Annotated in this window: 17 protein-coding genes and 1 tRNA gene; 5 read left to right on the forward strand and 13 right to left on the reverse strand. The window is 41.2% G+C overall.

Annotated features, from left to right (window positions below; translation table 11 throughout):
- Nucleotides 1-148: 148 nt before the first annotated feature.
- Together IE056_RS14605 and proC are read right to left on the reverse strand one after the other, a co-directional pair.
- Nucleotides 149-1,945, reverse strand: a complete 1,797-nt coding sequence (locus tag IE056_RS14605; protein WP_189605463.1) for an AMP-dependent synthetase/ligase — start codon at nt 1,943-1,945, stop codon at nt 149-151.
- Between the two features lie 240 nt (nt 1,946-2,185).
- Nucleotides 2,186-3,001, reverse strand: a complete 816-nt coding sequence (gene proC / locus IE056_RS14610; protein ID WP_189605464.1) for a pyrroline-5-carboxylate reductase — start codon at nt 2,999-3,001, stop codon at nt 2,186-2,188.
- A 317-nt stretch (nt 3,002-3,318) separates the two neighbouring features.
- Here proC and IE056_RS14615 point away from each other — a divergent pair, with 317 nt between their 5' ends.
- Nucleotides 3,319-4,869, forward strand: a complete 1,551-nt coding sequence (locus IE056_RS14615; protein WP_189605465.1) for a M20/M25/M40 family metallo-hydrolase — start codon at nt 3,319-3,321, stop codon at nt 4,867-4,869.
- A gap of 110 nt (nt 4,870-4,979) precedes the next feature.
- Here the strand turns inward: IE056_RS14615 and IE056_RS14620 are convergent, their stop codons facing one another.
- The 10 genes from IE056_RS14620 to IE056_RS14665 all read right to left on the reverse strand — a co-directional run bounded on the left by IE056_RS14620 (nt 4,980) and on the right by IE056_RS14665 (nt 21,974).
- Nucleotides 4,980-5,516, reverse strand: a complete 537-nt coding sequence (locus IE056_RS14620; RefSeq protein ID WP_189605466.1) for an HD domain-containing protein — start codon at nt 5,514-5,516, stop codon at nt 4,980-4,982.
- 264 nt (nt 5,517-5,780) lie between these two features.
- Nucleotides 5,781-6,170 carry a hypothetical protein gene (locus tag IE056_RS14625; protein WP_189605467.1) on the reverse strand — a complete coding sequence of 130 codons (390 nt, stop codon included), beginning with the start codon at nt 6,168-6,170 and terminating at the stop codon, nt 5,781-5,783.
- A 108-nt stretch (nt 6,171-6,278) separates the two neighbouring features.
- Nucleotides 6,279-7,052 carry a glycoside hydrolase family 16 protein gene (locus IE056_RS14630; protein WP_189605468.1) on the reverse strand — a complete coding sequence of 258 codons (774 nt, stop codon included), beginning with the start codon at nt 7,050-7,052 and terminating at the stop codon, nt 6,279-6,281.
- Nucleotides 7,053-7,055: 3 nt separating this feature from the next.
- Nucleotides 7,056-9,332 carry a beta-glucosidase BglX gene (gene bglX / locus IE056_RS14635; RefSeq protein ID WP_189605469.1) on the reverse strand — a complete coding sequence of 759 codons (2,277 nt, stop codon included), beginning with the start codon at nt 9,330-9,332 and terminating at the stop codon, nt 7,056-7,058.
- Between the two features lie 180 nt (nt 9,333-9,512).
- On the reverse strand, nt 9,513-11,159 hold the full coding sequence (locus IE056_RS14640; protein WP_189605470.1) for a family 16 glycosylhydrolase: 1,647 nt from the start codon (nt 11,157-11,159) through the stop codon (nt 9,513-9,515).
- Between the two features lie 11 nt (nt 11,160-11,170).
- Nucleotides 11,171-13,222 (reverse strand): hypothetical protein, encoded by a 2,052-nt coding sequence (locus IE056_RS14645; RefSeq protein ID WP_189605471.1) that lies wholly within the window; start codon nt 13,220-13,222, stop codon nt 11,171-11,173.
- Nucleotides 13,223-13,252: 30 nt separating this feature from the next.
- Nucleotides 13,253-14,788, reverse strand: coding sequence for a RagB/SusD family nutrient uptake outer membrane protein (locus tag IE056_RS14650; RefSeq protein ID WP_189605472.1), 1,536 nt, complete (start codon nt 14,786-14,788; stop codon nt 13,253-13,255).
- A 27-nt stretch (nt 14,789-14,815) separates the two neighbouring features.
- On the reverse strand, nt 14,816-17,923 hold the full coding sequence (locus IE056_RS14655) for a SusC/RagA family TonB-linked outer membrane protein (protein ID WP_189605473.1): 3,108 nt from the start codon (nt 17,921-17,923) through the stop codon (nt 14,816-14,818).
- A 346-nt stretch (nt 17,924-18,269) separates the two neighbouring features.
- Nucleotides 18,270-21,059 (reverse strand): triple tyrosine motif-containing protein, encoded by a 2,790-nt coding sequence (locus IE056_RS14660; protein ID WP_229793777.1) that lies wholly within the window; start codon nt 21,057-21,059, stop codon nt 18,270-18,272.
- A 219-nt stretch (nt 21,060-21,278) separates the two neighbouring features.
- Complete coding sequence (locus IE056_RS14665; RefSeq protein ID WP_189605474.1) at nt 21,279-21,974, reverse strand: DUF2490 domain-containing protein; 696 nt, start codon at nt 21,972-21,974, stop codon at nt 21,279-21,281.
- Nucleotides 21,975-22,138: 164 nt separating this feature from the next.
- Here IE056_RS14665 and IE056_RS14670 point away from each other — a divergent pair.
- Both IE056_RS14670 and IE056_RS14675 read left to right on the forward strand, forming a co-directional pair.
- Nucleotides 22,139-22,210 (forward strand) — tRNA-Arg (locus tag IE056_RS14670).
- Nucleotides 22,211-22,488: 278 nt separating this feature from the next.
- Complete coding sequence (locus IE056_RS14675) at nt 22,489-22,980, forward strand: DinB family protein (RefSeq protein ID WP_189605475.1); 492 nt, start codon at nt 22,489-22,491, stop codon at nt 22,978-22,980.
- Nucleotides 22,981-23,072: 92 nt separating this feature from the next.
- Here IE056_RS14675 and IE056_RS14680 read toward each other — a convergent pair whose 3' ends face one another.
- Nucleotides 23,073-24,032, reverse strand: coding sequence for a helix-turn-helix transcriptional regulator (locus IE056_RS14680; RefSeq protein WP_189605476.1), 960 nt, complete (start codon nt 24,030-24,032; stop codon nt 23,073-23,075).
- Nucleotides 24,033-24,224: 192 nt separating this feature from the next.
- Here IE056_RS14680 and IE056_RS14685 point away from each other — a divergent pair, with 192 nt between their 5' ends.
- Both IE056_RS14685 and IE056_RS14690 read left to right on the forward strand, forming a co-directional pair.
- Nucleotides 24,225-25,511 carry a hypothetical protein gene (locus tag IE056_RS14685; RefSeq protein WP_189605477.1) on the forward strand — a complete coding sequence of 429 codons (1,287 nt, stop codon included), beginning with the start codon at nt 24,225-24,227 and terminating at the stop codon, nt 25,509-25,511.
- A gap of 45 nt (nt 25,512-25,556) precedes the next feature.
- Nucleotides 25,557-26,435: a hypothetical protein gene (locus tag IE056_RS14690; RefSeq protein ID WP_189605478.1), complete on the forward strand. Its 879-nt coding sequence runs from the start codon at nt 25,557-25,559 to the stop codon at nt 26,433-26,435.
- The last annotated feature ends 80 nt before the right edge of the window (nt 26,436-26,515 follow it).

Genomic DNA, 26,515 nt, shown 5'->3' on the forward strand with positions numbered 1-26,515 from the left:
TAGGGTAAATTGAAATTCCATCGGCCTCTTCCCTTGTGAAGGGGCTGATTTTTTTTTAAGGTATGAACTTTCTGTCTCTCTTCCATAAATCCGTAAAATTTCATGCTTTTAGGATTGTATGGGAAAGATGAAAATACCAGTTGCAGGCTTAGCTATAAATAGAACTGATATACTCCTGATATTTTTCCCCAATCTTCTTCCGTTTTAGTTTGAGGGTGGGGGTTAATTCTCCTCCTTCTATCGTCCACTCCTGTGGCAGTAACCGGAATTCCTTGATCTGTTCTACCGGATTAAATTCCCGGTTGTATTCCGTTACAGATTCCTTGATTAATCTTCGTGCTTCATTGTCCTTTAAAATCGCATCATCTCCGGGATAGGGTTTTTCCTGTTCTGCATACCATTTTTTGAATGCCTGGAAAGCGGGAACAATGAGAGCGCTCACAAACTTCTGCATTTCCCCCACCACCATGATCTGCTCGATCCAAGGGCTTTCAGACATTTTGTTTTCTATGGGCTGTGGTGCTACAAACTTTCCGCCGCTGGTTTTAAGTAATTCCTTTTTACGGTCGGTGATCTTCAGGAATTTTTCGTCTACAAAAGTTCCGATATCGCCTGTGCGCAGCCAGCCGTCAATCATGACTTCCTTCGTGAGATCCGGTCGTTTATAGTAACCCAGCATCACGTTCGGTCCTTTGCAGAGAACTTCACCGTCCTCAGCTATTTTCACCGCTACATTATTCATTGGTGGCCCTACCGTTCCAAATTTCCGGTCTTTTTTGTCATAGTAATTTCCGCTGATAATGGGAGCTGCTTCCGTTAAACCATAACCTTCCTGAATCACAATTCCGGCAGCAGTAAAGATCCTTAATAGTCTTACCTGGCAGGCTGCAGCTCCTGTGATAATGGATTTTATTTCTCCACCCAGTGCATCCCGCCATTTAATGAAAATTAATTTATCTGCTATTTTAAGCTGAATTTTGTAACTCATGCTTAAAGGCTTATCAATTTTGAACCTTTCGGCAAGACCAAGAGCCCAGAAAAACAGCTTTTTCTTTACCCCTGTCAGTTCATTTCCTTTCGCTAAAATGCCTTCGTACACCTTTTCAAGAAGTCGTGGTACAGTCGTGAAAATTTTCGGTTTTACCTCTCCCAGGTTTTCGGCCAGTTTATCCATGCTCTCTGCATAATAAATAGAAGCGCCGCTGTACAGCAGGCAATAGGTGGCCATTCGCTCAAAAGCATGATTGAGGGGCAGGAAACTAAGGGCTCTTTCTCCCTGCACTTTTACATCTGCAATTACTTCTGCCGCTCCAAAAGAATTACTCAGGATATTTTTGTGGGAAAGCATCACACCTTTAGGAGTTCCGGTTGTTCCGGAGGTATAGAGAATGGTCACCAGGTCGGTTTCATTAACAGCATCCCGGTGATCGTTGATCTGTTGCTCTTTTTCAGGGTTTAATTCTTCCAGTAATTCGGTCCAGGGTGAAACTCCTGCTATTTCTTTGAAAGAATACACCGCTTCCAGAGCGGGTAAATTTTTTTTTATTTCTGAAACTTTGGTGAAAAGGGATTCATCCCCTACAAAGATCATTTTCACATTAGCATCACTAAGGATGAACTGAAGTTCTTTATTTGTAATATTCGGATACACCGGAACAGAAACTGCTCCCGTCTGCTGAATGGCCATATCGGCCATGATCCATTCGGGACAGTTCGCACTTATAATGCCTATTTTGTCTCTGCCTTCAATAGAGCCATCCCCTCCGGAAAATCCTTTTTTCAGCAAGCCCGCGCTCAGACCATCTACTTTTTCCCGAACCTCACTGGTACTATATTTTCTCCAGACACCGTTTTCTTTGGCAGCCAGAAAATCGGGTGCAGGAGAGTTTTTCAGTCGGTAAGTTAAGCAGTCAAAAAGGCGTGTGGGTTGTTGCAATGAATTCATTCCGTTAAAAAATTATTTTTCAGGCTACAGTAAGATCAAAAGAGAAATTACGGAAATGTCTGATTCCTTCAGGTGGCAAAAATATCACATAAATCATATAGAAGGATGGGATTGGAAGAACAATCTTCGGAAATGGGTTCTTCTGTTGAATTTTAAAATAAAATATGCACAAAGTTTATTCCGCATAAAAAAACCGGCATTGATTTAAGCAAAGCCGGTTTATATGATTTTCAGAAATAATCAATCCTCTTCTCCCAGTTCCACTGCACGGTTAAATGCTGCATAGGCTGCTTCCTTGATCAATTCCTTCACATTATTATCATCCATGGAATCAAGAGCTGCACGGGTTGTACCTCCTTTTGAAGCCACCCTGTCCATCCAAAGGGTAGGAGAAAGATCGTTTTTATTGAACAATTCTACCGCGCCTTCAAAGGTCTGACTAACAAGAACCTTTGAATCGTTTTCTGAAAAGCCCATTTTGAGAGCTGCTTCCAGCATGGAGTTCATAAAATAGAATACATATGCAGGTCCGCTTCCCGAAATTCCTGTAGAAGCATCAATGAAATTCTGGTTTTTAACCCTGATGGATTCGCCGGTGGTGTCGAGCAAGTTTCTTATCATAAGTAATTCCACCCGAGATACCTCCTTGGATTCAGTATAAGAAGTCACTCCTTTTCCTACCTGTGCAGGTAAGTTAGGCATGGTTCTTACTACTTTTTTTATTCCAAGGCTTTCCTGTATGGTTTCAATGGTCACCCCGGCCATAAGTGAGACAAAGATCTGGTCATTATTGACCATGGGTTTCATTTGCTCAAACAATTCTTCGCTATGGTATGGTTTTACTGCAATAAAAACCACATCGGCCTTGGGAAGACAATCCTCCAGTTTTTCATAGACGTTGAAAAGAGACATTTCTTTTAATGAAATTATTTTTTCAGGGGAGACATCAAAGATTTTCAGTTTTTTCCTATTTAATAAGGCAGAAGAAGCCATTCCTTCTGCGTAAGTGAGACCCATGTTTCCTGCTCCAATAACTAATACTTTCATTTGTTTCATTTTACCGGTTAAAATCTTCAATTCTCCTGAATCTCTTCAGAAAAATGAAAATTTAAGATTTAATTTTGAATATATGTACAAAGACCGTACAGACGGCTCCTCAAGTGTGTTTTAATATACCAATAATTTTATTTGAATGATAAATAACCGCATAACAGCAAGTTACATATTTTTTGATATTGTGTGAAATCCGCCATTCCGTCTTATACCTGAAAATTAGTCAGGAATTAAGGGTGTTGAGGTGAAATAACTTTAGTTTCTGAACGATGATTTATTGATATATTTGGCTAACAACTTCAATAAATCAAAACATTTTTATGAAAAATCAGTTCAAATTATGGCTTTTCTGCTTCCTGATGACCGGCAATTTAGTGTTTGCACAGGAGGATCAGGTAATTAACAGCATTGTTAATGAGGCCGAAGAAAATTCTCAACTGGAGCATCTCGCTCATGAACTTCTGGATGTGGTGGGACCGCGGTTGGTTGGAACACCACAAATGAACAACGCTCATAACTGGGCGGTTGATAAGTTTGAAAGCTGGGGGATTTCTGCGGAAAAACAAAAGTGGGGAGAATGGCGTGGCTGGGAAAGAGGGATCACCCATATCGATATGGTACATCCAAGAATACAGTCACTGGAGGGCCGGCAGCTGGCCTGGAGCCCTTCTACCGGAAAGAAACCGGTTACTGCCGAAGTTATCACACTTCCGGAAGTGACAGATTCTTTGTCTTTTCAAAAATGGCTTCCTAAGGTGAACGGAAAATTTGTAATGATCTCGATGAACCAACCTACCGGTCGTCCCGATTATAACTGGGAGGAATTTGCTACAGAAGCCTCTTTTGAAAAAATGAAAAAGGAGCGACAGGAACAGGAAGAGGCATGGCGTGAAAAATTCAGAAAGATGGGATATACCTCCAGAACCTTACCTGAAGCGCTTGAAAATGCCGGTGCAGCCGGAATCATAAGCTCTTACTGGTCCCGTGGATTTGGAGCCAATAAGATCTTTGGTGCCTACAGCAAAAAAGTACCAACGCTCGACCTTTCACTAGAAGACTACGGAATGTTGTACAGGCTTGTCGAAAGTGGAAACAAGCCGCAAATTAAAGTAGAGGCACAATCGAGAGAACTGGGGAAAGTGCCTACTTTTAATACCATTGCAGAAATAAAAGGAACAGAAAAACCTGAAGAATATATTATTCTTTCTGCTCATTTCGATTCCTGGGATGGTGCCACCGGTGCCACCGATAACGGAACCGGAACAATCGTGATGATGGAAGCTGCGCGTATCCTGAAAGAAGTATATCCAAACCCAAAAAGAACCATCATTGTGGGACTTTGGGGAAGTGAAGAGCAGGGGCTAAATGGATCCCGTGCTTTTGTGGAAGACCATCCTGAGATCGTTGCGAACGTACAGGCAGTGTTTAATCAGGATAACGGAACCGGAAGAGTGGTAAACATCTCCGGAAACGGATTTTTACATGCGTACGATTATCTGGGAGACTGGCTAGAAAAAGTTCCCGATACCGTTGCAGATCATATTGAAACCAATTTCCCCGGAAGTCCAGGCCGTGGAGGATCAGATTATGCATCTTTCGTTGCTGCAGGAGCACCGGCCTTTAATCTTAGTGCCCTTAACTGGTCTTACTGGAACTACACCTGGCACACCAACAGAGACACGTATGATAAGATCGTTTTTGACGATGTTCGTAACAACGTGATCCTTACCGCCGTGTTGACTTATATGGCAAGTGAAGATCCGGAAAGAACATCCCGTGAACAAATAAAACTGAAAAATCATCCTAGAACGGGAGAACCTCAGCAATGGCCTACGCCACAGCCTCCGACCCGTAAAGGTGGTTTGGATTAGTTTTCTATAAGTACTAAGAGGCTGTTTGAAAAGCATTAAAACGTCATTCTGGAACAAGTTCAGGTGGACGTAAAGCAGGCTTTTCAGGCAGCCTCTTTTTTATCTGTAAATCACACTTTTTGCCGCTCCAGGTTCAGTTCTAAATTGCCGCGCTGTACTTCGTAGCAGGCTCTCATGAGGAGCTTGAAATTTCCTCCCTGCAGGGCTTCGGTTAAAGCCTCCATTTCCGGAATATATTTTCGTGCAAAATTTCTGTCATTGACCAAAATATCTCTGGTATTGTCAATCACATCTGCGAGTTTAATGGTTTTGGCTTCTGCACTAATCTTCTCCAGGCGTTCCACTTCTTTCTTTTTGCGGGCTTTGCGGTTTAAATGCTGGTAATTTTCTTTTATGTATTCATCGGTTAACTCTTCTACCAGTTTGGCTATTTTGCCTCCAAATTTTCGCTGGATATCCTGAAGTGAAACCGGGGTATCTTCCACCACATCATGCAAATATGCTGCACAGATCATTTCGGTAGTATGGGGAACAGTTTTCACAATTTCAGCCACCCTTTTAAGGTGCTCTATGTACAACTCTTCATTGTACTTACGCTGTTGATCTCCATGTGCTTTTCGTGCGAATTCCAGTGCTTCTTCTTCCATTCCTGCAGTTTTATAGTAAAATACAGCTTTTTGGAAATAATGAAAAATAATTAGTCAGCGATTAAGAGTTGTGATCCCAACGGAGAAAAAGGGGGGGAGAGGTAATAAAAAGGCTGTCTAACAAAGCATTTTTAACATCCAGCTGAATTTGTTTCAGGTTCTGATCAGTTCTGGAAATCAGCACAAAAAGATTCTGAAAATAAAATCTGGATGACCTTTAAAGCTTTTTAGACAGCCTCCTGTATTTTTTCTGAAGAAAAAGAATTATTGCTGTTTCAATTCTGCACCAACCGGAACTGCACAATCGTGACCAGGTTCTCCATGCGGCGGATTCACTTTTGGTGTTTGGTCAATTCTTACCGGGGACACATTGGAAGCCGGAGTTGGTGCGGGTGTTGTATTCGTAGTGTTCGGAGAAGAACTTAGAGGTGCTCCTACGGGGAGATCACATCTGTGTCCCGGGAGTCCGTGTTCCGGATTCAGCTGCGCAGTTTGCTGTGCTTCAGATCCTTCCGAAGTGTTGTTAGTTGTATTTACAGTGTTTGCAGGAGTAGTGGTTTCTGTTTTCTCTTCATCCTTGCAGGAAGAAAATAAACCTAAGGTTACCACCGCAGCTCCCAATATCATTTTGTTAATAAGAAGTGTCTTTTTCATATGGAAAAATTTTTGCTGTGAATTTAGCGATAAAGATAATAATTATCGCTGTTTTCCAAACTTTTAAGATTCCACGGCCATCTTTAGGCGTGGTTTCTGTCCCAATTGTTACTCTTCCAGTGCGGTCACTTTAATGTAATCAATGTAGAATTTCACAGGAAAAATGGAATCATCCACCTCGGGACCACCAAAATTTCCGCCTACCGCCATATTTAAAAGAAAATAAAAGGGTTTTCTAAATGGGTAGTATTCTTCATCATACTTTTCCGGCACAAACGTATAAACCAGTTCCCCGTCCATGTAATACTTAATATTTTTCTCATTCCAAATGGTCTTGTACGTATGATAACCTTCCTCGATATCTTCAATATAGGTCTTTTTTGAACTCGCATTCTCCCCGTGGTGTGCGGGATAATGCAGTGTCGTGTAAAGTGTATTTGGCTCCCGGCCCACATATTCCATGATATCGATCTCGCCCGAAGCAGGCCAGCCCACCTCATTAATATCATGCCCAAGCATCCAGATTGCCGGCCAGATACCGTGACCTTCAGGAAGTTTTGCCCGTACTTCTATCTCCCCGTACTGGAATTCCACTTTGTCTTTGGAATTCACCTTTCCCGAAAAATATTGATCTCCTTCTTTTACGGCTGTGATCACCAGGTTCCCGTCCTCCACTTTTAGATAATCACGGTTGTAGATTTGGCGTTCATTGTTTCCCCAGCCACAAAGATGGGGGCAGCCGTCGCCTTCCTCATAGCTCCAGTGGTCCCTATTCAGTTGCTCTCCGTCAAAATTTTCTTCAAAGATGACTTGCGCAGTAACTGCCGGAAAAAGTAACATAATAAATGAGCCACTAAGAACAACATTTTTCAAACTTTTCATACGTTACTTATTTAAAGTGAAAGAGGACTTTTTCAGGTCTCTGGAGTTTCCGCCAATCAACACATGAAATTCTCCTGCTTCGGAATCCCATTTTCTTTCAGCATTATAGAACTGAAGCATTTCTTCTGAAATTTCAAAAGTAACTTTTTTAGTTTCTCCCGGGGCAAGAGTAATTAGCTGGAATCCTTTAAGCTCTTTCACCGGACGGGTAGTGCTGGCAACCAGATCCCGTAAATAAAGCTGAACGACCTCTTTCCCCTCAACATCTCCGGAATTTGTTAACTGAAAACTAACTTTAATACTTGCATCAGGAGTCATTTTACTGGAGGAAAGCTGCAGGTCACCATATTCAAAATCGGTATAGCTTAATCCAAATCCGAAGGGGTACAATGCATCTTTTTTCTCATCGGTATAAGCAGAATAAGTAACGGAATTGGGGCTAAAAGGCCTTCCGGTGTTCTTCTGATTGTAATAAAGCGGCTCCTGACCAACCGCACGTGGAAATGATACCGGAAGTTTTCCTGAAGGATTGTATTTTCCGAAAAGTACATCGGCGATGGCGTTCCCGCTTTCAGAACCCAGTTGCCATGCTTCCACGATGCCGGGAATATTTTCTGCAGCCCAGGAAATTTCCAGCGGTCTTCCGTTTTGTAGTACCAGCACAATGTTCTTGTTAACCGCATAAATCTCTTCAAGTAATTCCTGCTGAAGCCCTGCCAGGCCTATATTCACCTGACTTCTTCCTTCTCCCGACTGAAAAGCATCCTCGCCAAGCGCCATGATTACAAGATCTGCATTTCCGGCTTTTTTAACAGCATCTGCAAAACCCGATCTGTCGGTAGTATTGATTTCCAGAGGCGCCAGGAAACTTCTTTCTCCCATTCCCAGGGCGGCACCTTTTGCATGGGTAACTTTTACACCGCTGCCTACCGTATTTTTAATTCCTTCAAGCAGCGAAACAGCTGAATTTGCTTCTCCCTGTGCTCTCCAGTTGCCTATTGGAGTATCTTTGTCATCTGCCAAAGGTCCTATCACGGCAATATTTTTAACCGAAGATTTTATTGGTAAAATGTTATTTTCGTTCTTTAGAAGTACAATAGATTTACGTGCAATATCCCTTGCTGTTTCTTGGTGCTCCTGAAATGGGATTTGTGCTAATAAATCCGGATTTGAATATTTATAAGGATCTTCAAAAAGTCCTAATTTAAACTTTACCCTAAGCACACGTTTTACGGCATCATTGATCTTTTCTTCAGAAACTTTTCCTTCTTCCACGAGTTCTAAAAGACTGGCTTCATAAGCGCCACCTTCCATATCCATGTCGCTTCCTGCATTTAGAGCGATTTCGGCAGCGTGTTTTTTATCACGGGCAAATCCGTGGTCTACCATTTCGATAATGGAACCCCAGTCAGATACAATGAACCCGTTCCAGTTCCAGTCTCCTTTAAGGATATCCCTCTGTAGAATTTTATGGCCGGTTGCGGGAGTACCGTCAATATCATTGAACGAATTCATGAAGGTGGCAACTCCCGCATCTGCGGCCGCTTTAAAGGGGGGCAAAATCGTATTGTGAAGTTCATTTTCTCCTACGTGTATGGTATTGTAATCACGCCCTGCTTCAGCAAAACCATAGCCAGCAAAATGTTTTGCAGTGGCTGCTATGGTAGTAGGACTGGCCAGGTCATTCCCCTGATAGCCTTTTATTTTGGCTACGGCGACCTTCGAAGTTAGGAAAGGATCTTCTCCCGATCCTTCCATGATACGTCCCCAGCGGGCATCTCTGGAAATATCGATCATGGGGGCAAAGGTCCAGTTCACGCCATGTGCTGCAGATTCTAAAGCGGCGATTCGCGCTGATTCTTCCATGGCTTCAAGGTCCCAGCTGGCAGTCTCCCCAATTGGCACCGGAAACATTGTTTTATACCCGTGGATCACATCATATCCAAATATTAGCGGAATTTTGAGTCTGGAATTTTCCATGACCAGCTTCTGGGCTTCGGTAGTAGCTTCTACAGAAAGTACGTTGAGCATGGAGCCTACCATGCCTCTTTTAAGGTTTTCCTCTTTCTGTTTGTTGTCCATATCGGAGGCAGGACCGGTAAGGTCCCAGCTGCCATTGTACTGCACTAATTGTCCTATTTTTTCTTCCAGTGTCATCAGGTTTAAAACCGAATCGACTTTTGTTTCCACATTTTCAACAGAACTTGGAATTTCCGGATTTTGTGCCTGTGCTAAAAAGCTTCCGAAGAGAAACACGAGGAAGGGGCTGTATTTTTTCATTTTTTCATCAATTAAAATGAGGCTGTTAAAAAGCTTTTACTCCGTCATTCTGAATTTATTTCAGAATCTTACACTACTGATTTTCAATTTTCCTTAGCTCCTGAATTCTCCCGATGCTTTGGGACAGGTTGACGTACAAATACCTTAAAACAGCCTCATGTTGGCTAATATAAAGGGGGGCTATTGGTAAACTCGTAAATAATCAATCTCCATGGACGATTCTTCAAACGCGGCATCTATTGCTCCTCCAAAATTACCGCCCATGGCGACATTTAAGATCAGGAAGAAATCCTGATGGTATGGAGAATTGGGATTGTTTGTGTAGGTATGGTAAACTTCACCGTCTACAAGAAAAACAATCCTTTCGGGAGACCATTCCATGGTGTAAATATGGAATTCGCTGCTGGCATTTTCAATTTCAATCGTGCCACCATCTGCATTACCGCCAGATCTTCCGGGATAATGAAGGGTTCCGTGGATAGTGTTCTGGTCATTTCCTACATGTTCCATGATGTCTATTTCACCACTATCGGGCCAGCCCACTTCGGCATAGTTGGAGCCCAGCATCCAAATTGCAGGCCAGGTTCCTGCGCCTTCAGGAAGTTTTGCCCGTGCTTCTACCCGTCCGTACATGAATTCGTAATTATCTTCAGTAGTGATCCGGGAAGAAGAATAATCAAATCCACTGGTTTCTTCGGCTTTGGCAGTAATCACAAGGTTTCCGTCAACAACTTCAGCATTCTCTGTAGTGTAATACTGTTTTTCCTGATTTCCCCATCCGTTTTCACCGTTACCGGTCTCAAAATTCCACAGATCAGTGTCCAGTGGTTCTTCAAATTCCTGATCCCAAACCAGCTCGTCGTATTCGGTTTCAAATGGAGCCGGTTCTTCCTCCTCTTCCTGTGAGGTTGTAAATTTCAGGTACCATGCAAGGGCCGGGTCATTACCCATTACCGCTCTCACGTGCATGCTGCTTTCATCAATAGATAGAATTTCATAAGTGCTGGCGCCAATGTAGTAGCTCATAAAACCATCCTCGGCAAAGTTTATGGCAGTACCGGTTGTTTGTCCACCGGTTAAGCCCGAAGTGGATGGAGATAAAGAAACGTTGATGGTTCCTTCACTGTCATAGTCCAGGCACTCATCTTCTGCACCTGTCCCTCCAAAATCTGGAGCATAGGATGCATTGAAGAAGGTTTGTCCATTATTGTTATAGTTGTAAACAATATTTTCACCATTCATACTAAATGTAAGTTCATCTGTGTACAGGCAGGAACTTATCTCTTCTCCGGCTTTTTCAAAAGGCACCGCGGCGTAGTAGGAAGGATTGTCCATATTATCACCCGTAGCAGGTCCCACTCCTAAATGAGCAGGTTGTGAAACTGCCACATACCAGGTTTTTGTACTTCCGCCGGTTAACAGTAACTCCGTTTCAGGATCACTGAAGTCACTAAAAACGGTCACTTCTGCTGTAGTGTTGGCAGAAGCACCCGCGGTGCCATAGGCAATAACCGTAACGACATAATCATTCACTCCATTTTTATTAAAGGAGTGGGTACTGTTTCCATCGTAGGAGACTTCTTCGACGCCCTCGCCATAAATAAATTTATACGTCATTGCATTATCTGCAGTTACTGAAAAATTTACAGTTCCGCTGCCGTCTCCATACGGCATCTCTTCACTCTGTCCTACAACCTGTGCATTGACATTTAAATTTGACGGAGAAGTAATTTCTCCCAGGTCGTACTCTTCCTCAACGCAACTCACTCCAAGTGTACTTAGAAGAAGGAGAAGAAATATATTTTTAAGGTTTATTGTGCTTTTCATGTGTTTGCTTTTTAATTATGAAAATATACGTTCGTGACATACACATTTGCTGCTCCCGAAGGTACAGCGGAATAGATGAGCTGCCCTATATGCGCTCTTTCAGCAAGATTTTCAAATCGAGAAAGAGGTATCTCTACACTTACCCATTCATTTTGAGCTGGATTTTCGATGGTAACTTCATGTTCGGTATCATCACCGCCACCATAAACGCCGTTGGGTCCCAGGTCAACCAGTTTCACTTTGAAAGAAGTTGCATTATCGGTGTAAATATCTGTATGGAAATAGGTCATTTCTGAAGCATCAACAGGATTGGCGATAGTTTCTATTCCCACATAACTTAGGTTGTAGTAACGTTTTGTCAATCGGCCATCAAAGGTTACTTCTTCATAATCTGAAACTGACCAGTCTGTTCTCCAGGAATCTACCACTATATCTTCAGCAAGGTCGCTGAACAAGGAAATATAATTTGTATCTCCAATCTTGATGTCATCATAATAAGAAGTAGTTCCCTCTCCTGAATTTCCGAAGTCATAGAACAGAATAATTCTGTCGTAATCCACGGAAGGATCAAATGCTTCAAAACTGCTGAGGTCAAAGCTTAATTCCTCCCATTCTCCCGAAGTGCTGGTGTTCTGGATCACCTCTACAAAAACGGTAGGGTTACCACCTCCCTCAGGAACGGATGCTGAATTCTCCAATTTTAGAAGAACAGGCACCCCTGCTTCCGGAGACCAGACTTTCATCTTTACCGTGGTACCGTTAGAAAAATCAAGTGGTTGATCTAAATCAAGGGAAATTCCGGCCCAGGTTTCTGCACCACCAGCCTTTTTAAATTCGGTTACGTGGGCACTTGGATTAATTCCGGAAGGATCAGGGTTTGCTACCACTCCTCCCTCGGCGCCTCCAAAGCCACTCCAGGTGTACGTAAGATTTTCGGACTCGAAAGTTAGAGGCAATTCGGTGAATTCTAACTGAGTGGTTTTGATATTGTCAAAATAGTAGGTTTCTCCTGTTCCCGGAATATTAAAATTGAAGAACAAGACTGCTTTTCCGTAATCAACAGCAGGATCTATTGCGCTGAGGTCAAAGATCAGGGTTTCCCATTCTTCGCTAACCGTAGTGGTTGCAGCGACTTCTACAGCTATATCTGGATTTTCAAGGTTTTCTACCTTAAAGAGCACATCTGCACCGGCTATTGGAGACCATACATCCACACTTACGTAACGGGTAGTGGAAAAATCAATAGGTTCGTCAAGTGCGATGGAAGTTCCTGCCCATGTTTCTGAACCTGCCGGTTTAGTATAGGCAGCTACCATTTCGGTGGTATTTACACCCGAAGGATCTGGATTGGCTATAACAGGTACTCCGTCGCCTTCTCCTCCGCCAAAATTGACAAAACTGTAATCCAGTTTTTCAGATTCGAAATCTATTGGCAGGAATAAAGGATCAGAAATTACCACTTCCTGAGTAATTTCGGTAGTTGCGGTTCCTCCACTTAAAGCTACGACCCGTACGTCATACGTTCCTATGGTTTCATAAGTGTGATTTACAGTTTCACCGGGCATTAATGGGGTTGGTTCTTCCTCTGCCACATCGCCGAAATACACATTGAACATCGTTGCATAATCTGCAGCGGCACTTACAGAAATGGAATAATTATCCTGAGGATCTTTATTTACGGAAACCTCCAGATTTTCGGGAGCACGGAAGGAAACGGTGAGCGGCTGAGTGCCTTCAGCAGTTTCTCCCGCCAGATTTGTTCCGGTGATCACTACGTCGTATTCACCTTCCTCATATACATGAGTTACATTCTCCCCCACACTCATTTCATCTGAGGAACCCGAACCGTCACCAAAATCCACAGAATACAGCGTGGCACCTTCCCCGGTAGGAGTAATGGTCACTAAGCCGGTGTTATCCTGGGTGATCTGGAAAGTAGCCCCAAGATTTGTGGGTGTTGCCATTCCCTCAAGATCTACTCCCAGGCTGTCATCGTCTTTGTCACAGCTTATTACAGCAGTACTGACAAAAACGGCTATCATTATTTTAAAGATATTTTTCATACTGTTCATTTATTGTTGAAAAAGTTCCATTTATTGATAAGCGGGATCTTGTTCTAGTTGTGTGTTAGTTAAATCTTGCAGCGGGATTGGCAGCTTATCATGTTTCTTACTTACATATCCTTTAAACTGAAGATATTCGGCAGCCAAACCGGCTCTTTGCAGGTCAAACCAGCGATGTCCTTCACCCGCAAGTTCCAGTCTTCTTTCCCTGAGGATATTCGAAAAAGTTGCAGGTACAGATTCTTCTCCTACACGGCTTCGTACGGCATCTAATAATGCCTGCGCCCTGTTGGTATCACCTCCGCCTCTTACCAGCGCTTCTGCTTCTAGCAGGTAGGTATCGGCCAATCTAATGTCGTAGAAATTCTGAGGCCAGTTAAGTTCAAAGTTACCACCACCCGTAGAACGGTCTTCCTGCTTTCCGGCAAATTTCTTCAGAAAATATCCTGTATCCTGATAGCTTTTTTCATAAGATATTATTCCCTGCTGTGCGAGACTGTCAAGATTACTAAGGGTGTGTTTATAACGGTTGTCATAGCTGCCATCACTGTAAATAAAGGCATCTGCCAATTTTTCTGTGGGAATGTTGAAACCCCAGCCTGCAATGAAATCAGGGGCACCCTTACCTTGTTCAATAATATTATAACCCCGTGGCGCAGACATTTGGTTTAGCAGGTTACCTTCTGTACATCCAATACAATTCCAGTCGCCCCAGTTTGATGCAGAAGTATGGATAACTTCAAAAATCGATTCCTCATTAAACTGATTTTCATTTTCGAACAGGTCACCATAATTTTCAAGAAGGCGGTACCCGTACTGACTTGTACCACCGGGGGTGCCATTCACATCCTGAAATTGTTGTGCAGCCTCTCCAAACCTTTCCAGGTGCAGATAAACTTTTCCTAATAAAGCCTTGCCGGCACCTTGTGTTGCCCGCCCGGCTTCAGTTGCCAGATTTACCTCGGTGGGTAAATTAGGAACGGCCTCTACAAGATCCTGCTCTATCAGGGTAAAAACTTCTGAACGGTCTACCTGTACTGCATTGCCTAAATCACTTACTGCTACCGGTTCAGTAAACATAGGCACCCTTTCAAATAACCTTATTAAATCAAAATAATAGTATGCTCTTAGGAATTTCATTTCAGCCTCAAACCTGCTTTTTAAATGCTCGTCCATATCTGTATCGGGCAATTTGGAAAGCAGCACATTGGTCCTGTAAATTCCTGAATAACTTCTTCTCCATAATTCCTCCTGAGGCCCTGTGGCAGGCTCTAAGGTGTAACTGGACCAGGCCTGAACAGCCGGTACATCCTGGGAATTTCCACCTCCTGCATAAAAATCATCGGAGGCTGCATTTAGCGCAAATTCCTTCGCAACATAATTTTGGCCTACCCATCCTACGGGATCATAGGCTGCCACCACGCCATTGTAGGCTTCCTCTGCATTACGATAGTAATTGGATTCCAGGCTTTCTCCCCTTGGTTCAACTTCTAAAAAATCGTCACTACACGCGGTTAAAGTAACCGCTGAAACAACGACTGTTATATATTTTATTACTCTTTTCATAATAGTACCTTTTATAATTTTATACAATTAAAATCCAATGGATGCCCCAAGCATAAAAGATCTTGCCTGCGGATAAATACCTCTGTCTATACTCATTACGCCTCCTCCAATCTCGGGATCGTAACCGGTATACTGCGTGAAAGTGAAAAGGTTCTCACTCATTACATAGATCCTCACTTTTTGAAATCCGATTGTAGAGAGGGCCTCTTCAGAAAGGCTGTATCCTATTTGAGCAGTTTTGATTCTGAAGTAATCTCCATCTTCAAGATAGAAATCTGAAGGATTACTGTAATTGTTGTTAGGATCATTATTGGTCATTCTTGGATGGTTGTTTGAAGTACCCGGTCCTGTCCATCTGTCTAGTGCTTTAGCGGGATAGTTCGCATTGGCTATATCCAGTCGGCGAAGCCCCTGGAAAATTTGGTTTCCGGCTACACCCTGTCCAAATACTGTAAAATCAAAGTTTTTGTAATAAGCGTTCACCGTAATACCATAAGACCAGTCCGGCGTCGGATCTCCAATGAAAACACGGTCTTCTTCACCAATTGAACCACTTCCATCGGAATCCTGCCATTTGAAATCTCCCGGCACAGCGTTTGGTTGTATTAAATTCCCTTCCGCATTGGTGTAGTTGTTAATTTCTTCCTGGGTCTGGAATACTCCTAAAGTTTTAAAACCATAGAAGGAATTTACTGCTTCCCCAACCGCTGTCCTGGTAATGGGGAATGTGCTTGACTGGAAGGCTTCACCGCCGTCAAGATATTCCTGGCCGTCACCAAGATAAGTCACTTCATTGCGTAAATAGGAGGCGTTGGCATTAATAGAGAATCCGTAATCCTCACGGTTCATTGTGTAGCCGGGATTCACTTCAACTCCCATGTTTTCCATGTTACCAACGTTTCGGGCCGGGTTACCAATTACCCCTGCAAATGCCGGAATTCTTGGATAAAGTAAAATGTCTGTTGTTTCCTTTCTGTACCAGTCGACTTCAAGCGAGAAACCATTGAGGAAACGCGATTCAAATCCGATGTTTAACTGGCTTGTTTCTTCCCATTTAAGATCGGGGTTGGCCGGTGCTTCGGGACTGTATCCAACATCGTAGCTGCCAAGTTGGTCTCCAAAAGCATAATTTCTTCCGGAGCCAATGGTTGACAAAAAGGCAAGATCCCCAACATTGTCATTACCCACAATACCATAACTACCCCGCAGCTTGAAGAAGCCAACAGGGTTTTCCATACCCCAGAAATTTTCTCTGGAAATCACCCAGCCTACAGATGCTGAAGGGAAGATACCGTACTTATTATTGGACCCAAATCTAGAGGAACCATCTCTTCGAATAATTCCACTAAAGAGATATTTTTCTGCGTAATTGTAGTTTATCCTTCCAAAAAGAGAGGAAACTTTATGTGGCACGTTTTCGTAGCCATTTGCTACTATGTCATCTTCAGGCACATCAAAATTCAAGGAAGCATCATCAAAGTTGTCAACAGGAATTCCGTATTTGGTGACATTTAACCCTTTGGCTTCATTTTCCTTATAAGCACCCTGTCCTAAAAGTATGGTGAAATTGTGCTCTCCAATTTGATCTGAATAGGAAACTGTGTTTTCTATATTATAATCAAGTTTGTTGTTATTACTTCTGGTAAAAGAAGTCTGTGCTGTACTGAAGGAAGCATTTAAGTAATTGATGGGGGTAAATGTCTCGTCACCCCAATAGGAAAGTTTAACACCAAGATTTGAGCGAAACACCAGCCCTTCTATAGGTTCGGCCTCAAGGAAAGTATTCCCTACAAAATTATCACTATACCCGAAATTTCCCAGTCGGGTTTTGATGTAGGCCAATGGGTTAATGATCTCCTGCGCTACCTGTTGTGAAATACCGTAAGGATTTCCCATGGCATCTCTAAGGAATGGCAGGTCCTGGTTGTATGGAAATTGTGACAATCGTGCAGGATCGGTCACTACAACGGGTGTAAGAGGATCAAGATTCGTGGCTGAACTTAATGGCCCACCATATTCACTATTGGTATTTCCAATTCCCACACTTTTGTTTCTTGAATATCCGAAATTTTCCCCAAACGTTAACCAGGGAGTGATCTTGTGGGTAGAGTTCAAACGAAGGTTGGTACGTTCAAAATTGGAGATATCTGTAGCCACTATACCTTCTTCCTCAAGATATCCAAAGGAGAAATAGAAGCTCGAAACATCACTTCCTCCACTAAGACTAACTTCATGATTCTGGCGAAAGGCGGAGTCATTAAAGATTACATCCTGCCAGTCTGTGCCCTGTCCTAAAGCGCTGAGGTTTGGAAACACAACGGCTCCACCATCATTTACGCTGGCTTCATTACGCAAAGCAGCATATTCTGTAGCGTTGGTAAGATTTATCCTGTCGGCCGGTTCGGAAAAACCTACATAAGTATTGTAGTTTATCCTCATTCTTCCTTCCTTACCAGATTTGGTAGTAACAAGAATAACCCCGCTGGCTGCCCTTGCTCCATAGATTGCCTGGGAGGCTGCATCTTTTAAAACTTCTATGGAAGCAATATCTGACTGGTTTAAGTAATTAATTCCTCCATTGTCGACTACCACCCCATCCACAATCCATAAAGGATCATTGTTGTTTAGAGTGGTAATTCCACGGACTCTTATAGTAGCACCGGAACCGGGTTGTCCGCTCGAAGCAGCAACCGTTAATCCTGAAGTTCGACCCTGTAAAGCTTCTCCCACGCTGTTGATTGGCAGCGTCTCAAGATCTGAAGCATTTACACTGGAAATGGCACCGGTTACCACACTTTTTTTCTGAGTACCATATCCTACAACCACCACTTCTTCAAGGGAGGCGGTATCTGGTGTCAGAGTAATTTCGATGCGGCTTGCATCTGTAACCTCTACTTCCTGTGACTCATAACCTAAATAAGAGATCACCAGGGTCTCTCCCTGAGAAGCCTCAATCGAGAAGTTACCATCAAAATCTGTAAGAGTTCCTGTGGTAGTCCCCTTTATTATTACGTTGGCTCCGGGTAGAGGTATCCCTGTATCATCCAATACAGTTCCGGAAATTGTGTGGGTTTGCGCCCAACTACTACTAATTACCAGAAGGAATAGTAGTAACAAGTAATTTTTAAATTTCATATGAGTAGATTTAAATTATAGATGTTGAATTAGTTAATAGCAGGTTCATTTCAGAATACATCATTTTTGAAAACGTTTGCGTGATTATGGTTAGACTTAATATTATGTATTTGTATTGGATGACAATTTATTAATAGAATGTTAAGTGCATTGAATTCTCACCTTTACAAAAAATATACAGCCGGTAAATTTTGGGAAAGCAGTGTCTTGTGGCCGCGAAAAAGGCCTCAATTAAGGATATAGCATTATTTAATCTCCTATAATGAAGTTTTCATAATTCACAGGAAAAGCAGAATAAAACAGGGATGTAGAGGTGATGTAGAGTTTTTGTAACCGCGTGTATAGCTTAAATTTCGAGAATATAATCGGTTAAATTCTTTTCCCGGGGCAAATCCATCTTTTTCCTCAATCGATATCGCTTAATTTCCACACTCTTCACCGAGATGTTTAGCAGAGGAGCGATCTCTTTTGAAGATAAATTTAATCGCAGGTAGGCACACAATTTTAAATCGTTGGAAGTAAGTTGTGGATGTAAAGCTTTTATCTTTTTGAAGAAATCTTTATCGGCATTATTAAAGGCTTCTTTAAAAAATCTCCAGTTATCTTCCTCATTAATATCTTTATCTATTGTTTTAATAACCGAGTTGACTTCTGAAGAATGTGCCGAATCTTTTAATTTCTGTTTAATACTGGTTAAGAATTCATTCTTTTTAATAAGGCTCATCGTAGACACAGCCAGTTCTTTATTCTTACTGCTAACGTCTCTTTCCAGCTGTTGATTTTGTAGTTTAATGATCTTTTGCTCTGCTTCCAGGTTTTTCATTCGCAGCTCTTTTTCATTCTCTTCGATAAGCTTTTCATGTTGTCGCTTATAAGTCTTATGAATTAGAACAAGCAGTAACAGAAATAGTAGAAAATATACTGCAAACGCCGTAAAACTGAAGTACCATGGCCTTTCTACCTTAAAACTAAAAGTTTGAACCAATGTATTTTCCTCCCCAATCCTTCCTCTTACCTGGAATTCATAATTTCCAAAAGAAAGGTTTTTAAAACTTGCTGCGGGGGTTTTGCTCCAGTCACTCCATTGGTCACTCAATCCCACGAGCCTGTAACTGTATTCCGGAACCAGGAATTTTTTAAATTCCGGAATGCTGTATGTAAAACTGATGTTGTTGTTTTTATAATGAAAAATGGGATCTTCATAAAGATTTACAGAGCGAGGGGTTTCATCAAGAGGGGCAGTGGCCACTTCATTGATCCTGATCTCTTTATTGATTTCTGCTCTTTCTGTTCTTTCAAATTCCAGGTACCCGTTCGCCACCCCCAGCAGGTAAACGTCACTTCCCAGCGCCGTAACATTTTCATATCCCAACGTGATATTACGAAGGTCTTTTGGGAGATAAATCGAAGCAACTTTATAATCATTGCTCAAAGGTTCCGGTGCTACACTAAAGATGGCATTGCCCGAAAATCCCCATATTTTGTCTTCTCTTTCATTTATTATTTTTCCTGAAATCCTTTCCAAATCCTTAAGCGTTCTTCCTAAAAGGTGGTTTTCGGTAAATTTATTCTCCGAATTATTAAACTGAAATATCTTATTGGTGGTGGAATAGTAAAGCGTATCGTTAAACCTGAATATGCTCGAGGTGATCCCGGAAGTATTTTGAAACTGGTAATTTTCGGTTTCAGAAATAGTATTGGTAGCATCGTTAAACCTTAACCTGAAAACACCTTTATGCTCATTGGCTATCCAGATATCTCCGTTATCTCCTGTTACAATAGATTTCGAAGAATGTGGAAAACCTTCAAGTTTTGGCTGGGGAATAAAAGCTCCGTTTTGTTTTTTAAGTAGGCTAATTCCGTTGTAATGTCCCTGAAGATAATAATCTGGATGATAATCATATTTTTTTACCACCCAGGTCCCGGCATGTTCTGCAATTCTACGGGCAAATTTTCCCTCGACCACATAAGTTCCCCTGTTATGACCGCAAAAAAGGGTGCCGTCAATACGCTGTAGGCTCCAAACCTGCCCGTTGGTACCTTCCATAAAATGGAAATCTTCTTCCCCGGTTTCTCTATAGTATAACCCCTGATTCGTTCCCAGGTAAAGATAATTTTCATCCTGAAAAGATGCATATACAGATCCTATTGATCCTTTATGATCTTCGAACAACCTGAAAGGGGAATCCATATTGATGATACTAATTCCGTTGTCAAGACCCGCCCAGATATTCTGGTCTTTATCTAGAAAGAGGCTTAAAACCGTATTATTCAGCAGTCCTTTTTCCTGATTAAAATGGTGGCGGATAGCCCCGTCGGGATTCAGTATATAAATCCCGTCTTCTATGGTACCCAGCACCAGGGAACCATCGGGAAGATTGACAGCAGAAAATATGCTGAGGTCTTTGGTTTTTTTGTTAAATTCCGGTGAAAGCCGGTCAAGCTTTGCCCCATCCCAACTGTAGAAATTTCCTGACTGACTAACGATTATCAAATGCCCATGCTGCCGGTATAGCAGGGTAAGTTCACTATCGGGGATTAACGCGTCTTCAATTATAAGTTGTGGAACCCCGTTTTCTATCATGTACAATCCCTCTCCCAGGACGTGGAAGTAAATCTTATTTTCTACATTAAACAAACTGCTGACCGCGCTGTTGGGTCGGCTCTCAATTCTTGAGATTTCATCCTTTTTTATGTTATAGGTGTAGAGACCTTCAAAACTTTGAAAAATGAGGATCTCGCCAATAATTTCCATGTGCCAGAACTGTTCTCCATCTCGAATTTCATCTGGAAACTTAGATATAAGACTGGTATATTCGAGAATACCGTAGTCATTTTTTTTCCAAAACCCCATTTCCATGTAAGCACCTGTAAAAATAAGGCTGTCCACAGCTTTTACTGATCTTACTATAGTATTGTTGGGCATAGGATACACCTTCCATTCTGCACCGGTATATTCCAGCAGGCCCGAGCTATTGGCTATGTAAATATCCTTGCTGTTGGATTGAGAAACCATCCAGTTTTGATTCCCTGCTTCATACATATTGGGGTCATAATTGGAAACAGGAGGTAGTTCCTGACAAACCGTAGAGGTAAGGGGAAACAGGAGGAGCAGGAAGAAGATGAGTAAGCGCAAAAAGATATTTTTCCGTAAATTTAACTTAAAATTTAGAAAATTAAGGTTCAGGTATCTATATTCTGTTTCAGTATGTTATCTGCTTCGGATTCTATGTGATCTTTTCTTTAAAAATCTACTTCTGAAACAGCTTCAGAAGTTCATTTTTTTAACTGCAGAAGGTATCTTCAGAATGTTTTCCGCTGCTTAAAAAAAGGGTTTAATCCGGAAATTTTACTGCTAGAAGGTATGATGCAGGCTCACCTGAATTTGTCCTTTAGACAAAGTATTGGTCGTTTGTTCCATATAACCGGCTTGCACCCTCATATTGTCGGAAATTGAATAGCCCAAAGCCGAATAAAACCTGTTGCGGTCAAAAAATTCCACCCTGTTATTATTTCCTATCTCCCGTTCCCCGTTGATGAAGAGTTCGTTATACAATGCCAGGTAAACCGAATTCTTTCCAAGATCGGGTTGATTGAGCGGAATGTTCAGGAAGATATTATACCGAATTCTCGTTCTTATATCCTGATCTTCTACCCAGCGTTGTTCATACCTAAATCGATGGGTAAGAAAGAATCTTGAACCCACTTTTTGGGGAAGTAAAGCCTCCTGATAAATACGGCTTTCACTACTGGTGTCGTTGCTGTCACCATAAGCACCCGAAGTAATATGACCATAGCCAAGCGTGAACTTTACAGCGGTATTATTGGGCCTGTAAGTGAGTCCGCCTCTTAACAATAATTGCTCCAGGTCTCCCATTAGATTCCAGTTACGATACTGCACGTCTCCCTGTAATCCCCAGTTGCTTTCAGAAAACGTGGTATTCCAGAAATACATATACCAGCCTCCGGTTTTCTCTTCATTGACCTGTGCAAAGGTTGAGGTACTTAGGAATAAAAACAGGAAGATAGTAATAGGATGCAGGAGTTTCATGATAGCTTTTTTTGCAAATTTAAAAATTTATTTTCCCTTTCGCTGGTACTAATTATTTTGATGTTTCTGCACCTGCATTTCCTGAATATCCTTTTCCTATATATTTTTTAGTGTAACGGTCACTAACTGCAACTTTTTTTTAAATTTGCATTCTCATTAAATTGGGCCTCGTAGTTCAATGGATAGAATAGTAGTTTCCTAAACTGTAGATCCAAGTTCGATTCTTGGCGAGGCTACTTTTAAGTTTTTAGTTACAACAAACCCTGATGATTTATTCATCGGGGTTTTTTGATTTAATATATGGTTGGCCGGTGTTTTAAGTCCAACAGTCTTTAAGACTGAAAATTTAAAAAATAATAAAACCCTGCTGACAAACCCTTGTCACCTACCCCTGTTAATTTTGATGGTATAATAAAAAGTGTTGCAGGAATGGTTGCCGGCAAAAGCTAAATCATTCCTCATCGACAAAAATTTAATTACGTCACTCATTTAATTAATCCTTTAAACTATAATTATGGAGACAAACACCATCAACAAAAAAAAGCAGGTAATTTCGCCAGAAGAATTACTTGAACACTTAAAAGGACACCAACGGCTTACCAGAAGAACAATTGAAGCTTTTCCCGAAGATAAACTCTTTAATTATTCGCTGGGGGGAATGCGCACTTTTGCAGATTTAATTCAGGAAATTCTCGGGGTAACTGCTCCTGGAATTAAGGAAATAGCTACCCAAAAACCTGCTGAATTACAGGAGAATTTTGATCACCAAAACCAAAAGGCTGAGTTACTTGCTGCCTGGGATAAATCCACCGCTGAAATAGAAAAATACTGGAAGCAGATAAAACCTGAACGTTTCCATGAAACCATAAAATCTTTTGGACAATATGAAGGCAAGGTTTGGGAAAACATATTTTATTTTATTGATAATGAAATTCACCACCGCGGCCAGGGATATGTGTACCTGCGCTCCTTAGGTGTAGAACCACCGGCATTTTGGGATAGGTAGAATAGCCTGTATTTCGCATTTAAAATTTTCTAAAAATGAAATCCAGGGACGGTGATTTCTTAACCGGATCTGGATTTCTTTAATCCTTATAACTATTGAATTCCTTTTTCTGTGTTCTTAATGATTTCCCGAATTCGTGTTTTTAAGCGCTCCGGCTCCAGAATTTTTGCGTAATCCCCAAACATTAAATACCACCGCGAAAAACCGTCTTCCAAATCCCGGGACATAAATGTCATTTCTACCTGGCTTTCAAAATCTTTTTCAGAAACAAATCCATAATGTTTTCGGTCAGATTTAATGTATTTCACCACTTCTTTATCTACGAGAATCCGGATTTTAGTTTGCTGTGGGGCAGCAGGATTTTTTAGAAAATGATCTAAAGAAAGATGGTTTTGATTAAAGGGAATTTCGGTGCGGGCTATTTTCTGTATCCTGTCGGTTCGAAATTGGCGGTAATCATTTCGAAGGTGGCAAAATCCCATGACGTACCAGTGCCGGTTTTCGTGAAAAATTCCAACCGGTTCAATTTTTCGTTCCGTAGGAAAATTAGAATCCGACGAGTGATAAAGAAGAAAAACCTGTTTCTTCTCAGCAATGCTTTCAAACAGAATTTCCAAAGCATCGGGAACATTTTTATTAAAAAGTTCTTCGGAAGAATTAATGGCTACCCTGGTTTCTATAGCAGAGACCCAATCTTTTTCCGTGCCTCTCAATACCGACTTCAGCTTAAACATTGCTGATTCATAATGTTTCCCCAATGATTTATCGGTAAATTTCTGCATCAGTTTTTCGGCCGCGACAAAACTTGTGGCTTCCTCGCGTGTAAACATAACCGGTGGCAACCTATACCCGTCAACAATGGAATATCCCACTCCCGCTTCACTGTAAATTGGCACTCCGGAAGTTTCGAGAGTCCTTATGTCGCGATAAATGGTTCGCAAGCTAACTTCAAACCGGTCGGCTAGTTCCTGTGCTTTTACTATCCGCCTGGACTGCAATTGAATGAGAATTGCCACTATACGATCAAATCGATTAAGGGTATTTAAGCTCATAAATGGATGAAAATCTTTTAAAGATATAATATTTAGAGGTTTTTCGCATCCTGATTCCTTTAGCTGAAAAATTTATCATTGTTGTTTGGTTTGCAGCAGATTAATAAATGAAATCTGTAACAAATAAGGAGGATTTGCTACTGATAGATTTTATATACATAAATGATCGTATAATTTTCAGAAATACAATTGATGCACAAAAAATTCTACCTGTCTCTGCTACTGGCAGCTTTAGTGCTATTTTCTTCCTGCGAAAAAGAAGAGGATGTTTCCCAAACCGACTACTCTATCAAATCTACTTCAGGATTTGAACTCATCAGCCGGCATTCGAATGGCTGGATAAAAGAAGGTCAATATCAGCTAACCGGAGGGCCAACCAATGAATTCGAATACTACGAAAACGGCTACATAAAATCGGCCAAAGTATATGCCAGTTATCCGCAGCAGCACCTGTATATGGAAATAAGTCGTAGTGAGGATAACAAGCCGCTCTGGTCCAGATATTTCCAACCCGATGGAGAGCTTTGGTTTGAAACCGAATATTCCAACGGGCTTCCCTCGGTTAAAAAGGTGTACAGCGAGGAAGGTACGGCTATTCACAATTATACCCATGGTGAGCTGAGTTCGATTGAATTTACAGCGGCTGATAATAGCAGCACCAGCACCACTACCTACAATGCAGCAGCCGGAACCCGGAAAGTCACTATTACCAGCAACGGACAAATAATTCTGGAGGAAAACTATCCTTACAAGGAACAGGTTGGTGCAGGAATTTATACGAGTAATTATGTTCCCGTTGCTAATCCTTTTGGGGCTACTGAAACTTCCTATTTCAAGCTGAATCAATCCTCTTCCAAAAGTCCAGTATGGCGTAACAATGCCAATGCAATAGAGTTTATGTTTCCGTATCGGCTGTTCAATAAGTATTACGATCCGGGAGATTACTTTGCTACCAGGTTTGCTGTAAGCACCGAGTTGTACCAAACGGTCATTGAGCAATTTCCGGTAACCGAAAATGGCGTTTTGATTGGTGGGGGCAAGTACGAGGACGGTTACGATTACTTTTACAACAAAAGGGAAGTACGGGACTCACTGGCAAAAGTTTACGAGGAAAATCCGGCGCTGTACAAATTGAAATACGGAAACGAATATATCGAAAAACAAGGTTATGGAAGAGTCTTTTTTGTGATTGGTGCTATCCGAAATCTACCTACAAGCAACAACGCAGCCAATGACCTGAAAGATATAGCCCGCAGACAGATGGATGCAATGCTATACGGCGGCACCGGCATCACTCCTGAAGAACAGGAAATGCTGGATAAAGTATGGTTTGAAATTAAATTCTTCTCCTCTCTAAAAGAACACCGAAACGGACTGGTAATAGATTCTGCAGAGGATTACAACAATGCCCTGGAGGAACTGAATGCTTCAGATCTATCTATATTTCAATTGAAATACCAGTCGGTTGAGAATTTATAATATAAATGAATCTACTGTTAAGTTAATGAGTGCGTTGCCATACATATGAAACAAACCTGCTTAATATTGCTTCTTATTCCAATAGTTGGATTTTCACAAATGCGTGAACGTTTAAATATAACAGATTTAGAACGTTACGGACTTAAAGGTTCAGTATTGGAGATTATTCACAAAGAATACGAACCCAAATTTTCAAATGATTCAACATATACACTAGAATTGTATGATTTTCTTGCACCTCACAATTATAAACTCGAGTTTAATCAAAACGGTAACTTAAATACTCGAACAGAATTAAGAAAGGAAAACGATTCATTAATTGCCGGAGCAATTTGGAATTATAAATACGATCAAAATAAAAGAATTTTACAAGAAAAGAGAATTTCTTACCAATACTCAAAAGACACAACTATTTGGAATTACGAATACAAAGGAGATTCTATTATTAACGTCCAGCAACTTGATAAAACTTACAAAGTTCTTTACTATACTTATCGGCAAGAAGGAAATTTTGAGTATCTAAATCACGCTAATTCTGACAGTTCTTATATTACCAAAAAATTATTTGTTTATGATAACCTGAATAGGTTGACTCGTATGGAAGATTATGCCGATAAGGAATTTGTTCAGGATATGAGGATATCAACCTATAACGATACGATTAGTAATAATAAGTTCAAAGAAATTGTGATTTGGACTAAACACGACAATAGCTTTTATAACGAATTTGAATACGATAAAAACGGAAATGTTATAACAATGATAATTGGGAATTTCTCAGAAGACAAAAAGTCTATCAACAGATATGAATATATTTATGATGATAGAAACAATTGGATTGAGAAGAGACATATCGGTTGGAGAGGAAAATTATCAACAGTTTTTAAACGTGAAATAAGATATTATGAAATACCCATGATTTAGCACACGCAAACACCGATGAGTTTTTTGCTTAAATTTAGGTAAGGATTTAAAAACTTATCATTTATGAAAGCAATTGACTA

This window comes from Salinimicrobium marinum, from assembly GCF_014651535.1.
Taxonomy (GTDB): Bacteria; Bacteroidota; Bacteroidia; order Flavobacteriales; family Flavobacteriaceae; genus Salinimicrobium; species Salinimicrobium marinum.